Source organism: Streptomyces sp. NPDC001348 (assembly GCF_053597535.1).
This window is the reverse complement of the sequence record NZ_JBSFIK010000001.1, coordinates 205571-220035: the sequence shown is the minus strand read 5'-3', so window position 1 is coordinate 220035 and position 14465 is coordinate 205571. Positions and strand designations below refer to the sequence as shown.

General features: G+C 70.2%; 13 protein-coding genes. 2 read left to right on the top strand and 11 right to left on the bottom strand.

Annotated elements, in window-relative coordinates; all coding sequences use genetic code 11:
• Positions 1-70: 70 nt before the first annotated feature.
• Together ACWC21_RS01000 and ACWC21_RS00995 are read right to left on the bottom strand one after the other, a co-directional pair.
• Complete coding sequence (locus ACWC21_RS01000; RefSeq protein WP_450876727.1) at positions 71-235, bottom strand: hypothetical protein; 165 nt, start codon at positions 233-235, stop codon at positions 71-73.
• A gap of 168 nt (positions 236-403) precedes the next feature.
• A complete protein-coding gene (locus tag ACWC21_RS00995) occupies positions 404-565 on the bottom strand; it encodes a hypothetical protein (RefSeq protein ID WP_450876725.1) in 162 nt (53 codons plus the stop codon).
• 101 nt (positions 566-666) lie between these two features.
• On the opposite strand from ACWC21_RS00995, the gene ACWC21_RS00990 reads away from it, so the two are divergent.
• Complete coding sequence (locus tag ACWC21_RS00990) at positions 667-1767, top strand: M48 family metallopeptidase (RefSeq protein WP_450876723.1); 1101 nt, start codon at positions 667-669, stop codon at positions 1765-1767.
• Between the two features lie 15 nt (positions 1768-1782).
• Here the strand turns inward: ACWC21_RS00990 and ACWC21_RS00985 are convergent, their stop codons facing one another.
• The 5 genes from ACWC21_RS00985 to proB form a co-directional block, all read right to left on the bottom strand.
• Positions 1783-2853 (bottom strand): SCO2583 family membrane protein, encoded by a 1071-nt coding sequence (locus ACWC21_RS00985; RefSeq protein WP_450876721.1) that lies wholly within the window; start codon positions 2851-2853, stop codon positions 1783-1785.
• Positions 2854-2942: 89 nt separating this feature from the next.
• A complete protein-coding gene (locus tag ACWC21_RS00980; RefSeq protein WP_450876719.1) occupies positions 2943-3512 on the bottom strand; it encodes an SCO2584 family spore wall biosynthesis protein in 570 nt (189 codons plus the stop codon).
• Positions 3513-3613: 101 nt separating this feature from the next.
• A complete protein-coding gene (locus ACWC21_RS00975; RefSeq protein WP_450876717.1) occupies positions 3614-4900 on the bottom strand; it encodes a glutamate-5-semialdehyde dehydrogenase in 1287 nt (428 codons plus the stop codon).
• 95 nt (positions 4901-4995) lie between these two features.
• On the bottom strand, positions 4996-5424 hold the full coding sequence (locus ACWC21_RS00970; protein ID WP_450876715.1) for a hypothetical protein: 429 nt from the start codon (positions 5422-5424) through the stop codon (positions 4996-4998).
• 138 nt (positions 5425-5562) lie between these two features.
• The gene (gene proB, locus ACWC21_RS00965; RefSeq protein WP_450877021.1) at positions 5563-6669 is read right to left on the bottom strand and encodes a glutamate 5-kinase; all 1107 of its coding nucleotides are present in this window, start codon (positions 6667-6669) and stop codon (positions 5563-5565) included.
• Positions 6670-6907: 238 nt separating this feature from the next.
• Between proB and ACWC21_RS00960 the strand changes: the two genes are divergently transcribed.
• Complete coding sequence (locus ACWC21_RS00960) at positions 6908-8347, top strand: polysaccharide pyruvyl transferase family protein (RefSeq protein ID WP_450876713.1); 1440 nt, start codon at positions 6908-6910, stop codon at positions 8345-8347.
• A 38-nt stretch (positions 8348-8385) separates the two neighbouring features.
• Here ACWC21_RS00960 and ACWC21_RS00955 read toward each other — a convergent pair whose 3' ends face one another.
• From ACWC21_RS00955 to ACWC21_RS00940, 4 genes are all read right to left on the bottom strand, one after another.
• Positions 8386-9597 (bottom strand): glycosyltransferase family 2 protein, encoded by a 1212-nt coding sequence (locus ACWC21_RS00955; RefSeq protein ID WP_450876712.1) that lies wholly within the window; start codon positions 9595-9597, stop codon positions 8386-8388.
• 276 nt (positions 9598-9873) lie between these two features.
• On the bottom strand, positions 9874-11991 hold the full coding sequence (locus ACWC21_RS00950; protein WP_450876710.1) for a hypothetical protein: 2118 nt from the start codon (positions 11989-11991) through the stop codon (positions 9874-9876).
• 158 nt (positions 11992-12149) lie between these two features.
• On the bottom strand, positions 12150-13646 hold the full coding sequence (locus ACWC21_RS00945; RefSeq protein WP_450876709.1) for a D-ribitol-5-phosphate cytidylyltransferase: 1497 nt from the start codon (positions 13644-13646) through the stop codon (positions 12150-12152).
• Positions 13631-14443, bottom strand: a complete 813-nt coding sequence (locus tag ACWC21_RS00940; RefSeq protein WP_450876707.1) for a hypothetical protein — start codon at positions 14441-14443, stop codon at positions 13631-13633. Before ACWC21_RS00940 ends, ACWC21_RS00945 begins: the two co-directional genes overlap by 16 nt.
• Positions 14444-14465: the final 22 nt, after the last annotated feature.

The following is a 14465-nucleotide window of genomic DNA, read 5'->3' as shown; positions in this document are numbered from 1 at the left end:
TACCGGCCCGGCCTGAGAGCTCCGGCCGCCGGATCCCGGGCGTCCGGATCCTTCGCGGCGGATGTCCGGCTCAGCGGTCGCGGTTGAAGCGGGTGGTGATCCACAGCAGGAGCAGCAGGATGAGGAGGGCGCTGCCGCCGGTGACGTAGGGGCTGAGGCTTTCGTGGTTTCCGCCGTGCTCCCCGCCCTCGGCGGCGACGGTGACCAACTGGGCAGCGGTGCTGTGGAGGCTCATCTTCGGCAGGACCTATCGGATGGGGGTCCCCCCGCTCGAGCGAAGTCGAGAGTGGGGGAGGGCGGGATAAAGATGTCGGCTCATCGTATGCGGGCGGTCCCGGGCCGATCACGCCGACTCCGCTGTTGCCGGAAGCCGGGGCCGGCGCCGGGGAACTTCACGGGCCGCTCAGTCGTCCTTCCGTTTGTACCCGCGCAGCAGGAACCAGGCGGTCAGCGCACAGCCCAGGACCATCACGACCAGTACGATCTTGAGCAGACTCCCCGTACCGTGCTGGGGGGCGGCGTCGGCGGCCTCGGACAGCCAGGCGGCTGCGGGGATGTGCTCCATGACGGACTCCTTCGGCTGTACTGCCCGTCCACGGTATCTCCGCCTAGGCTGGGGCCTGCCTCGGGGGCACATGGGGCACATCAGACGCGCATGGGGGAAGAATGTCCGACGACGGTCACGCACACACCGGGCACGGGGACGGCGGCGTGCCGAGCAGGCAGCGCAGACGCTTCCCGGGGATCTCCTCCCGTGCCTACGAGCACCCGGCCGACCGCTCGGCCCTGGTGGCCCTGCGGAAGCTGAGCGGTTTCGACACGGTGTTCAAGGCGCTCAGCGGGCTGCTTCCGGAGCGGAGCCTGCGGCTGCTGTTCCTGTCGGACTCGGTGCGTGTCTCGGACCAGCAGTTCGCCCACCTCAACGACATGCTGCGGGACGCCTGCTACATCCTGGACCTGGAGAAGGTCCCGCCGATGTACGTCACACAGGACCCGCGGCCGAACGCGATGTGCATCGGCCTGGACGAGCCGATCATCGTCGTCACCACGGGCCTCGTCGAACTGCTCGACGAGGAGGAGATGCGGGCGGTCGTGGGCCACGAGGTGGGGCACGCGCTGTCCGGCCACGCGGTGTACCGCACGATCCTGCTGTTCCTGACGAGCCTCGCTCTGCGGGTGGCCTGGATACCGCTCGGCAACCTCGCGATCATGGCGATCGTGACGGCGCTGCGGGAGTGGTTCCGCAAGTCGGAACTGTCCGCGGACCGGGCCGGCCTCCTTGTGGGGCAGGACCTGCGGGCCTCGATGCGTGGCCTGATGAAGATCGCGGGCGGCAACCATCTGCACGAGATGAACGTGGACGCGTTCCTGCAGCAGGCCGAGGAGTACGAGTCCGGCGGTGACCTGCGTGACTCCGTGCTGAAGATCCTCAACGTGCTGCCCCGTTCCCACCCGTTCACCACCGTCCGGGCGGCCGAGCTGAAGAAGTGGGCCGAGTCGCGGGACCACCAGAGGATCATGGACGGGCACTACCCGCGGCGCAGCGAGGACAAGGACACCTCGGTCAGTGATTCGTTCCGGGAGTCGGCGGCGCACTACGCCGGTCATGTGAAGAGCTCCAAGGATCCGCTGATGAAGCTGGTCACCGACCTCGCCGGCGGGGCCGGGGACCTGGGTGGCCGGGTGCGGCGCGGTTTCGACGGCTTCACCAGCCCGCCGCCGCCGAAGACGCCGCCGCAGGACGCGCCGGACTCCGGGAGCGAGTAGCGAGTAGCGGGCCCCTCACACCTTCGGCTGGGCTCCTGCCGCCAGCGTTCCGCACAGGGCGGTCGCACTGCCCGTGGCGTAGGGGTCCGTGCCCGCGGGGCCGCCCGCCTTGGCGGTCTGGCCCGCCAGCAGGGGGTGCAGGTGGTTGGTGGAGTCCTCGGCGCAGGACAGGGGGCCCGCCTGCACGTAGGAGACGACCAGCTGGACCTGGTGCGTACGCAGGTCCTCGCGGTCGAAGCGGAAGGTCAGCTCCCGGCGGACGGTGAACAGGGACACCGGGGCCTTGGCGGCGCCGCCGGCCGGCCGGAGCGCGTAGACGAACGTGTGGTCCGCGGTCACCTCGAGCGTGGAGGAGTCCGTCTCGGCGGCCTGCAGGCTGCCCTGGACCCGTACCTTCTGGTCGGCCAGCTCGGCGCGGGCGGGGTCGAAGCGGACCAGCCATCCGGTGGGAGCGTGGCGGCCGTCGGTGGCGGGGTGCTCGAAACTCTGGTCGAACTGGTCGAGTTGTCCGGGGTCGATGAGGGCGCGGGCGGGCTGGACGTCGCTGCTGTCGAGGACCTCGGGGTAGAGCGCGGAGCGGACGATGTAGTCCTTGGCGGTGGTCAGCGCGGCCACGACCTGGCTGTCCGAGAAGTGAACGGTGCTCCGGGAGGCGGGCAGCGGTATGCCCTCGGCGCCGACCGCGAACTGTGCGGCGGGGCTGTGCGCGTACAGGTACTCGGCGTCGGCCGTGCCCGGCACCTTGCCCTGCGGAGCCAGCGGGATGACGGTCATCCGCAGGGGGTCTACGGTCCGCCGGTCCTCGGAGGAACCGTAGGGGTGGCGTACGCCCATGTAGACCGCGGTGCCGAAGGCGACCATGATCAGCAGGGCCAGGATCATCACCTGCCGGGAGAGTCCCCGGCGCAGGGGGGCGCGACGGCGGACGGCGGGCGCGTGGTCGGCCATGCGCTCCTGGGCGGAGTACTCCTGCAGACGGGCAGCACGGACGAACGATTCGTCGAACACGACGGATCGGTACTCGTCCTCTCCACCACCGGGGGCGCCCTCGGGTGTCCCCTCAGGTGGGTCTCCAGGCCCGCCCATACTTTCAGAGTAGGTCCCGCGAGCCTCAGGTAAACGCCCTGGTACACGACAAGTTCTGACAGGTTCTCACCAAGGATGCCCGGCCCTGCTCAGGGTGAGCGCGGGATGGCCGACACCGCGGGCGGGGAGGAGTCGGCGGACGCGGCGGGGGCCGCGGCGGTGCCCTGTTCGAGGCCGGCCGGAGGGGGCGACGGCAGCTGGTCCCGGTTGCCCGAGGAAGCCCCCCGGTAGACCGCGGCGAAGGCCAGTGCGATCATGCCGACGCCCATCACCAGGGCGAGCAGCCAGGCGACGGGCCGGTGCCAGCGGACCTGTTTGCCGTGCCGTGAGGGACCCCAGCGGTGGCTCAGGAACTCGGGGTCGTCGAAGTCGTCCAGGTCCCGATCATGGCCGAGATCGGTGCCGTCGGGACTGTACCGCTCGTCGTACCCCTCGCCTCTGGTGTGGGCGCGTCGGGCCTCGGCCTCCGAGGCCTCGGCTCTCGCCTGGGCCGCGGCCAGGAGGCGTTCCACGGCGGTCGGCTCGTGCACCACGGCCGCCTGTATGAAGGCCTCGTCGAAGACCACGGAGGCGAACTCGTCGTCCGGCACTCCGTGGTCGTGGTCGTCGTCGGGCTCCCAGCCGTCAGAGAACGGCGTGCCCCCCACGTCCTCCGGCACGGGTCCAGCCTAGTCGCGAGGGGTCAATTTGGGCAGACGCCGGGGAAATTCGGCCGCCTGGTGAGACACCTTTCACGGATTCCGCCGGGGTCCGGCCGGTGTCAGCGCCGTACGTGCCCGTCGCCGGTGACGATGTACTTGGTGCTGGTCAGCTCCGGCAGGCCCATCGGGCCGCGCGCGTGCAGCTTCTGTGTGGAGATGCCGATCTCGGCGCCGAAGCCGAACTGGCCGCCGTCGGTGAAGCGGGTGGAGGCGTTCACCGCGACCGTGGTCGAGTCGACCAGCTGGGTGAAGCGGCGGGCCGCCTGCTGGGAGGTGGTGACGATGGCCTCGGTGTGACCGGAGCTCCACAGCCGGATGTGGGCCACCGCCCGGTCGAGGGAGTCGACGACGGCGGCGGCGATGTCGTACGAGAGGTACTCGGTGTCCCAGTCGTCCGGCGTGGCCTCGAGCACGGTGGCCCGGGAGTCCTTGGCGTACGCCATCACCCTTTCGTCGGCGTGCACGGTCACACCCGCCTCGGCGAGGGCGTCCAGGGCGCGCGGCAGGAACTCGGGGGCGATGTCCTGGTGGACCAGGAGGGTCTCGGCGGCGTTGCAGACGCTGACCCGCTGGGCCTTGGAGTTGATAAGGATCTCGATCGCCATGTCGATGTCGGCGTCCGCGTCGACGTAGACATGGCAGTTGCCGGTGCCGGTCTCGATCACCGGGACGGTGGACTCGTTGACCACGGTCTGGATCAGGGACGCGCCGCCGCGCGGGATCAGCACGTCGACGAGCCCGCGGGCGCGCATCAGCTCACGCACGCTCTCCCGGCTCTCCCCCGGCACCAGCTGCACGGCGTCGGCGGGCAGTCCGGCGCCTCCGACGGCGTCCCGGATCACCCGGACGAGGGCGGTGTTCGACTCGTAGGCGGAGGCGGAGCCGCGCAGCAGGACGGCGTTGCCGGACTTGAGGCAGAGGGCGGCGGCGTCGACGGTGACGTTGGGCCGGGCCTCGTAGATGATGCCGACCACGCCGAGCGGGACGCGGACCTGGCGCAGGTCGATGCCGTTGGGCAGGGTGGAGCCGCGGACCACCTCGCCGACCGGGTCGGGCAGCTTCGCCACGTCGCGCACGTCGGAGGCGATGGCGCGGACCCGCTCGGGGGTGAGGGTGAGCCGGTCGACGATGGCCTCGCTGGTGCCGTTCTCCCGGGCCCTGGCCACGTCCTTGGCGTTGGCCTCGACGATCTCGCTCGTGCGGACCTCCAGGGCGTCCGCGACGGCGAGCAGCGCGTCGTCCTTCACGGCGCGCGGCAGCGGCGCGAGGTCGGCGGCGGCGGCCTTGGCACGGTAGGCGGCCTGGGTGACCGGGGACATCGAGTCGTACGGCGAGAGCGTGGTCATGAGGGAAGCGTAGTGCGCCGTTCTGGAGCGTTCACCGTTCATCCCACACCCCGAGACAGGCTCTGGGACGGAGCCCGGACGGAGCCGAGAACGGATCAGAAGGGATGAATCCCCACGGGGGTGGCGGGCGGCGGTCCGTAGCCCTCGGCGACACGCTGGTGGTAGGTCTCGCGGTCGATGACCTCCAGGCCGACGATCTCCCAGGGCGGCAGCCCCGCCGTCTGCCGGTGCTCGCCCCACAGGCGCAGCGCGACGGCGGCGGCGTCGTGCAGGTCGCGGGCCTCTTCCCAGTAGCGGATCTCGGCATGGTCGTTCGCGTATCTGCTGGTCAGCAGGAACGGGTGGTCGTGGGCCAGCTGCTCCAGGGCCCGCCTGAGGTCCCCCAGGGGGACCTCCTGCCCGGAGACGCTGAGGGTGACGTGCCACAGGCGGGGCAGGTCGGCGGGCTCCTGGTAGGAGTCCCCGGCCGCGACGCTCGTCAGAGCACCGCGGGACGCCGCCGCACCTGGGCGCACTCGTCTCACGACGGCCTCCTTCACGCTGTGCCCGTCCGCGGGGCGTGCGCCTGAAACACGCCCCTCAGCAAAGTTGAGCAGGCCGCACGGCTTCGTGTGGCCGTTTTACGGAACGTCCCCCACCGGAGTCTGCCGTCGCATTCCGTTCTACGAGTGCAGGATCACCAGGTCGTCCCTGTGTACGACCTCGCGTTCGTACTCGGGGCCGAGTTCCCGCGCCAGCTCGCGGGTCGACCGCCCGATGAGCCGGGGGATCTCCTTGGCGTCGAAGTTGACCAGACCGCGGGCCACGGCGCGTCCGGTGCCGTCCCGCAGCTCGACCGGATCGCCGGCGTTGAACTCGCCCTCGACGGCGGCGATCCCGGCGGGCAGCAGTGACGTGCGGCGTTCCACCACCGCGCGTACGGCGCCGTCGTCCAGGGTCAGGGACCCCTGCGGGGCGGAGGCGTGCTGCAGCCACAGCAGACGGTGGGCGGAGCGCTTGCCGGTGGGGTGGAAGTAGGTGCCCGTGTCGCCGCCGCCCAGCGCCTCGGCCGCGTGGATCGCGCTGGTGAGGACGACGGGGATACCGGCGGCGGCGGCGATGCGGGCGGCCTCCACCTTGGTGGCCATGCCGCCGGTGCCGACGCCCGCCTTGCCGGCGCTGCCGATCTCGATGCCCTCGAGATCGACGGGGCCCCGCACCTCGGCTATCCGCGAGGTGCCGGGCCTGCTGGGGTCCCCGTCGTACACGCCGTCCACGTCGGACAGCAGCACCAGGAGGTCGGCGTGGACGAGGTGGGCGACGAGGGCGGCGAGACGGTCGTTGTCCCCGAAGCGGATCTCGTCGGTGGCGACGGTGTCGTTCTCGTTCACCACCGGGAACGCCCCCATGGCCAGCAGCTTGTCGAGCGTGCGGGAGGCGTTGCGGTGGTGGGCCCGGCGGCTCATGTCGTCGGAGGTGAGCAGCACCTGGCCGACCCGGACGCCGTGACGGGCGAAGGAGGCGGTGTACCGGGCCACCAGCAGGCCCTGGCCGACACTGGCGGCGGCCTGCTGGCGGGCGAGGTCCTTGGGGCGGCGGCGCAGGCCCAGCGGGGCCAGTCCGGCGGCGATGGCCCCCGAGGAGACCAGCACGATCTCCCGCTCTCCCCCACTGCGGCTCTTCGCGAGGACGTCCACGAGCGCGTCCACCCGGTCGGCGTCCAGCCCGCCCGCGGCAGTGGTCAGCGACGAGGAGCCCACCTTGACGACGATCCTGCGGGCCTCGCTCACGGCCTGCCTTGCCCCAGCCACCTTGCTCCTCTGTCCCTCTGTTCCTCGCACGAGTGCCGCCCTGCCCGGCAATCTACGCGAAAGAGATCGATCGGCGCGCGTCGGTTCCACCCCCCGGACAGGCCCTGGTGACCGAACGATCACTCTTCGCGTACGGCAAAAAGGTTGTGCTGGTTGCATATAGAAATCAAAGTCCGCGCAAACTTAATTTGAGGGTGTGTCACCTAACGTTCGCCGCGTGAAGCGCATACTCCTCCGCTCGGGGAAGAGCCCGTACGACGTCGTCCCTCTGGAGGAGGCCCTCCACCGGGATGTCATAGCCACCAACTCCGGCAACCTGATCTTCAGCGACGCCGCCCACAAGATCCTCGAGACCCCCGGTACCGAGGTGGTCTCGAACGGCATCGGGAGCGACGCGGCCGCGGCGGGCCGGATCAACGAGGAGTACGACGCCTTCGTCGTCCCCCTCGCCAACGCCTTCCGGCCGTCCTTCGAGGGCGGACTGAAACGCCTGACCCGGCTCATCGGCCGGCTGCGGATCCCCGTGGTGGTCCTCGGGGTCGGTGCGCAGACCGGGGTGAACTACAGTCCGGAGCGGCTGAGGCGGATCGAGCCGGCCGTGCGCGAGTTCTGCGCCGCGGTGCTCGAGCGCAGCGCGTCGATCGGTGTGCGGGGCGAGTTCACCGAGCAGTACCTGAAGGACATGGGCTTCCGGGACGTCGAGGTCATCGGCTGCCCCTCGCTGTTCATGTACGGGCGCGAGCTCGATGTGCGCAAGGAGGCGCCGGAGCTGACGGCCGAGTCGCGGATCGCCGTCAACGGCTCGCACAGCGCGGTGCGGAAGCAGGGCCTGGACCGGGTCGTCGCCCGCGCCCACGAGCGCTATCCGAACCTGCGCTTCGTCGGCCAGAACCTCAGCGACGCACGGCAACTGCACTGGCGGGACCTGTCGGACCCGAACGCCGAGGTGACCGCGATGCCGACGCACCCGGACCACCCGATGTACCGGGAGGGCAAGGTCCGCGTGTACATCGATCCGCTCACCTGGATCGACGACCTGCGGGCGTTCGACTTCTCCTTCGGTTCCCGGATCCACGGCAACATCGCGGCGCTGCTGGCCGGTACGCCCGCGACCGTGCTGTGCGGGGACTCGCGGACCCTGGAGCTGTGCCGGTACTTCGACATCCCGCACCGGCTGCTCGACGAGGTCGCCAGGGACCCCGAGGCGACCGACCCCGCGCGGCTGTACGCGAAGGCCGACTTCGGGGCGCTGGTCGGCGGGCACGCGGAGCGCTTCGAGCGGTTCACCGCGTTCCTGGACAGGAACGGGCTGGAGAACACCTTCACCCACGGCGACGGCGGCTCGGCCTTCGAGGAGCGGATGCGGTCGCTGTCCTTCCCGCCGGGCATCCGCCCGTGGAACGACGTGGACGTCGCCTCCCTGACCACGCGGTTCGGCTGGCTGTACGACCGGGTCAGCGAACTGTCCCAGGACAACGCGCAGTTGCGCCGGGAGCTGGCGCGGGCGGGAGCGAAGTCGGCCAGGACCAAGACGGGTGCCACCGCGAACGCCGGCACCAAGGCGGCACAGGCAGCCCCCGCCGCCAGTGTCTACCGCCGTGCCCGCCGCGTGGTGGGCCGCCCCATCAAGCGGGCCCTCCAGGGCGGGCGGCAGTAGGAGCCCCGAGGATCCGGGGCTCCTGCCTCTCCGTCCGATCAGGCCGCCGCCGTGAAGCCCATCTTGGGCAACGACCGCCGCACCTTGCGCAGGGCGCGTCGCAGGAACGAGTTGGCGGCGGCCTGCCGGTATCCCTCGAAGGCACGGGCCTCACGGTCCTCGGCGAGGTAGACCCAGTCGGGGACGCCGGCCTTCTTGGAGCGGAAGTGCGGGTAGAGCAGGTAGACCTGGGTGCCGCGCTTCTCCAGTACGGCGGCGGCCTGCTTCTTGGCCCGGACGAACTCCACGACGTCCGCCAGGAGTTCGGGCCGCTGCATGGCCACCAGGTGCAGTCGCAGCCGCTCGTGGACCTTCAGGCGCCGGGCGACTTCGGGGTTCCAGTGGGCGTCCATCAGGGGCTTGGCCAGCTCGAGCTTGTGCCGCCGCACCTCCTCGCTGTCCTTGAGGTACTTGGGCCCGAACTGCGGCAGCAGGGTCACGAGGAAGGGCCGGACCATGAGCATGTCGCGCTTGGGGCCGGCCGGGACCATCCGCTCGATCAGGCCCATCAGGGCGCGCGCGGAGTCGAAGCGCAGGGTGTAGCTTCCGGACTTGGTGACGTGCTTGCCGTCGTCACGGCCGACCAGGTAGTAGCAGGTGTGGTCGGCGACGACCGAGACGCCGTCGGCCCGCAGATAGGCCTCCATCGTGAACAGCGCGTCCTCACCGGTCCACAGCGACTCGTCGAAGCGCATACCGTGCCGCTCCAGCAGCTCGCGGCGGAACAGCTTCTGCGCGCTGAGCGTGAACTTGATGTTCGACGAGAAGACGTCGGTCCGGTCGAGTGTCTTGCCCCACATCGACTTGGGCGCCGTGCGGTTGACTCCCTCGACGCGGCCCAGGACCACGTCGGTGCCGTTCTTGTCGGCCATGGCGACCATGCGCTCGAGAGCCTCGGGGCCGAGCCGGTCGTCGGCGTCCAGGAAGAACACGTACCGTCCCGACGCCTTGCCCAGGCCGACGTTGCGCGGACCGCTGGGGCCGCCGGAGTTCTTCTGCCGGATCACGGTGACCGGCAGCGCGGTGCGGGCCGCGAACTCCTCCAGGTACTCCCCCGTCCCGTCGGTCGAGCCGTCGTCCACCGCGATGACCTCGATGCGTCCCGGGTCCATGGTCTGCGCCTCGACCGACGCCAGGCACTCGACCAGGTACGGCATCGCCTCGTACGCCCCGATGATCACGGTCACATCAGGCTGCGTCACGACGGTCACATTTCCCCCTTGTCACGTTTCTCCATGGTCTATGGAGCATGTCCCCCGAAACCCCTGATTCGCAGTCAGTTAGACGAGTAGCCACCTGGAGCGGTTGCCCCAACACCCGGGATCAGTGGCGTACGTCACACAGCGGCGGGACGGGCTCGGTTCGCGGCGGGCGGTACCGGACAGTACGGAGCTGCGGTAAGAGCCGCTCAGGGTGCGCGGTAAGAGCGCAACAAGAGAACGGCCCCCGAGGACGCGAATCCTCGGGGGCCGTTCGGAGCCGGGGGGTCAGGCGGTCACACCGTCCGACTCACCGGCGGAGGGCAGCCGCTGGCCGGGCACCGCGTTCGTCAGCTCGGCCGCCTCGGCGGGGTCGACGTTGGCGCCGGCCAGACGGGTCTCCTGGCCGGCGTTGCGCGCCTCGGACTTGAGGGCGAGGGCCGCCACCGCCGCGTTGAACTGGTCGATGGACGTCGGCTCGTCCGGGCCCAGCAGGTACTGCTTGAGCTCCTTGCGGTCGGCGGCCAGCGGGTCGGCGGCCGGGTCGCGCACGGCGTCCAGCAGCCCGCCCAGCTCGGCCGCGCCGTTGGAGAGGATCACGGCGGCGCGCACCGCCGTGTTCTGCCGCTTGAACTCCTCCACGCCGACCTCGGCCGAGTCCGTCACCGCGTACGGCTTGCCGCTGGCGATGAAGTCGGACACCACGCTGGAGATGTCGGAGACCATCGCGTCGGAGACGTTGAAGCAGTCGTACAGACGCGGCTCGGCGCCCTTGATGACCCGGTGCTCCCAGGTGGGGAAGGCACTCCAGTAGGCGGTGTTCCACTCGGCGCGCAGCCGGGCGACCTCCTCGTGCCGGGCGACGTCGACCAGACCGTCCCGGCTGGCCTCGGCCTCGTCGCCCTTGTCGCCGCCCGTGCCGGACAGCTCGGCGAGGCGGGCCTCGATCCGGGCCAGCTCGGCCTTGGCGCGGTCCTGGGCGGCGGTGTCGACGGTGAAGCGCGGGTCGGCGGCGCGCTCGGCGGCGGCCTTCTCCACCAGGGCGGTGATCCGCCGGTGCGCGGCGCCGGCCTCCTTGCTGACCGTGCCGGTGAAGGGGTGCGGCTTGTACAGGACACGGACCGGCGGGTCGGCCGTCACCAGCCTGTTCACGATGTTCTCACCGGCGAGCACGATCGAGGTGTTGCCGGGGTTGCCGTCCCAGCCCTCCCAGGTGGGGGCGTACAGCACGGTCGGGATGCGGCCCTCGGGCACACCCTGCCAGGTCCGGATCGGGGCGAGCTGCGGGCGGCCGACCTCGACTATGTCGTCGTCGCGGACACCGACGTCGGCGATGGCGTAGCGGTCGCGGCCCGCCCGGCCGGCGGTCCACACCTCGTCGTACACCTTGCTGTACGGGTTGACGCTGGCGAGCTTGTCGCTGTCGCCGTGGCCGATGAAGACGTGCTTCATGGTGGGGACGCGCAGCAGGTGGATGTTCTTGCCGACGTTCGCCGCGTACAGCGCGACCCGCACCGTGGTCAGGTCCATGTTCATCAGGTGCACCCCTCCGGGCACGCAGACGACGGGGACCGTGGTGGGCGCCAGGTTGTTCAGGATGACCCGCTCGCGCAGGATGATCAGCGGCCGGGTGTCCAGCTGCTCCATCGTCTCCAGCCACATGTTGACCTGGTACGCGGAGTCCTTGGAGCCGGAGAAGTACAGCACCGTCTCGGGCTTGTAGTTGCCCAGCCAGTCGTCGACGGCGGCCAGTACCTTCTCGGCGTTCGGCGGGGTCTTGCGGCCGCGTACGTACGGCATGAGCGTGAGCACGTAGATCGTGCCCAGGCCGATGGTGACGCCGATGCCGATGAATCCGGCGACGGCCGTGTCCATCACGCCGGAGACCAGCAGGCCGACGACGGCCGCGAGGTCGAGGTGCAGCATCTTCTCGGCGGAGCGGTGCAGCAGTCGGCGCGGCGGCGCGTCCGGGATGCGGATACGGGACTGCAGGTCGACGTTGCGGGTGGCGACCGGCATCCGGCGGCGGTTGCGGATCAGGGTGACCAGCGCGCCGTGCGGGGCCTGCAGGCCGTAGAAGGCGATGAAGCAGGCGATGGCACCGTAGAAGATCAGGTTGTCCGAGAGGGACAGCCGGGCCAGCAGCAGGACCAGCAGCAGCTGCCGGATCAGGAAGCGGATCGACAGGCCGGCCCGCACCTTGCTGAGGCGGTTGATCAGATAGCTGCCCTTGCGGTGCAGATAGTGGTCCGCCAGGTACGTCACGGCGGCCGCGGCCGCGAAGGCGTACACACTCGGGACGAGCGCGGCCAGCATGAGCGCCGGGAAGCCCAGGATCATGAGGGCCGCCGCGGCGAGCTCTGCCGCGCTGCCCACCCGGGCCACGCGTATAGCGGTGGATATCACGGAGAAACCTGCTCTGGGAGGGGAAGTGCCGGTCTTGTTCAGGAATGGTGCGGGTTTGCGGACGATCTGCGAGGTGTACGGATTCAGGCCTCTGCGAACGCCCGGTGAACGGGTGCCCGCAGAGGCCTGAATTCCTTAAATCTGATTACCGGTGATTATTACACGCCGTCCTGGCGGTCCAGAACGGAGGCCAGCGCCTGCTCGAAGCCGGAGGCCTGCGCGGCGCCCGCCGTCGGGTCCTGCTGGCGGACGTCGATGACGTGCCCGGTCAGCTCCGACAGCAGCACGTCGAGCGAGGTACGGGCCACGGCCTCGGAGGAGAGCAGGCTGCCCGCGGGCTCCTGGCCGAAGGCCTTGGTGCGCATCGGGGTGGCGGTGCGCTCGGGGTTGATGCAGTTGACCCGGATGCCGTCGCCCGCCCACTCGTCGGACAGCGCCTGGGTGAGGTTCACCATGGCCGCCTTGGTGGAGGAGTACAGGCTGTACTCGGCGCGGCCGCGGGTGTAGCTGCTGGAGGTGTACAGCAGCAGCTGGCCGTTGGTCTCCGCCAGGTACTTGTAGGAGGAGCGCGCGATCTGCACCGGCGCGAGGTAGTTGACCTTCAGCGCCTCCTCGATGGTGGCGTTGTCGGTCTCGGCGAGCTTGCCTATGCGCAGCACGCCCGCGGTGTTGACCACGTAGTCGATCCGGCCGGTCTCGGCGTACGCCTTGGACAGCGCGTCGTCGACCTCCTCCGGGTTCTCCACGTGGGTGCCGGTGGTGGAGCGGCCCAGCGCGTACACCTTGGCGCCGTAGGACTCGGCGAGTTCGGAGATGTCCTTGCCGATGCCGTACGAGCCGCCGAAGACGACGATGGTCTTGCCGGTGAGCAGCTCGCGGTAGGCCTCGTCGCCGTTCTGCTCGGGCGCCGCGGTGGAGGCGAGCTGGAACAGCTTGTCGGCGATGAAGACGTCGACCGGCTGGGTCACCTTCATGTTGTACTCGTCGCCCGCCACGACGTGGATCGGCACGTCCGGCAGGTACTTGAGCACGACCGAGCAGTCGTCGGTGGCCTGGAAGTTGGGGTCGCCGGACGCGACCTCGTAGGCCCGCTTGATCGTGGACAGCTTGAAGGCCTGCGGGGTCTGGCCCCGGCGCAGCCGGGAGCGGTCCGGGATCTCGGTGATGAACTCGCCGTCCTGGCCGTGGGTGCGCGTGACGATGATGGTGTCCGCGGAGGGGATGGCCACGTCCACGGCCTGGTAACGCTCGAGCGCGGCCACGCAGTCGTCGATGACACGCTGCGACAGCAGGGGGCGGACGGCGTCGTGGAAGAGGACGTTGAGGTCCTCGCCGTCGGCCAGGCCCTCGCCCAGCGCGTCGATGGCGCGCTCGGTGGTCTCGTTCCGTGTCGAGCCGCCCTCGATGATCTTCTTGACCTTGGTGAACCCGGCCTTGGCGACGATCTTCTCGATGTCGGGCACGTAGCCCGGCGCCATCAGCACGATGATGTCGTCGATCGAGTCGGCGTTCTCGAAGGTGGTCAGGGTGTGCTCGATGACTGCCTTGCCGGCGATCTTCAGCAGCTGCTTGGGGATCGACAGACCCACCCGCTGACCGGTACCACCGGCCAGGATCACTGCGGTGGTACGGGGCTTGGCTATGTGCTGTGACACAGGTGACCTACCTCGGGGCGACAGGGAACCCGGAAATGGTCCCACTTCGGGTTACCGCAGTGCAAGGTGAGCGACCGGCGCCGCATATGTGCGCGCAACCTCTCATTCACCTGGCAGCGCTGGTGAAGGGCGATGCCCTCTTTGTCAGTTCCGCGGAATTGCTGTGAGTAACTCCACAGGTTCCGCGTGCCCCGGTTCGGCGCGGGCGCACCCGCTTCGGAGCGGTGTCCGAGGACCCCGAGGACACGGACCGGTTCCTCCGGCGGCGTCCGGTGAACGCTACGCGACCGCGCGGGCCGGGCGGGCACGGAAGCCGCCGCGGCCAGGGCGCCGTACAGCGCAGGGGCGGCCACCTCCGTGGCCACACGGGCCTCGTGGAACGCCGGATCGGCGATGATCCGGACACCCGTCACGTCGATCCGCTCGGCCATTCCCGCGCCGGTCGCGGCGGCGGCCTCGACGGCCCATTGGATGGTGCCGGTCCTCATGTCCCGCGGGATGGGACTGCACATGTTCTCCATATGCATGACCGCGCCGTTGCGAACGGGCTCGGAATAGAGCTCGGCGGGCGGTCCATTGCCCCGGAATTCCACATCAAGATTCCGCAGCATTTCGGTCTCGGCCAGGGTGAGCGGCCGATTCGCGGTGTCCGGAAACGGACGCAGGAGACCGCCGGGCGGCCCGGACGGCGCCTCGAAGGTGCACGGCAGGCCGCCCCGGTCCCGGGCGTCGGCCACGACGACGGCGACACGCCCCGGACCCGCCGCCCGGCCCGGGCGCCCGACGAACGGGAGCACCGTGGGACTCCGGTGGGTCCCA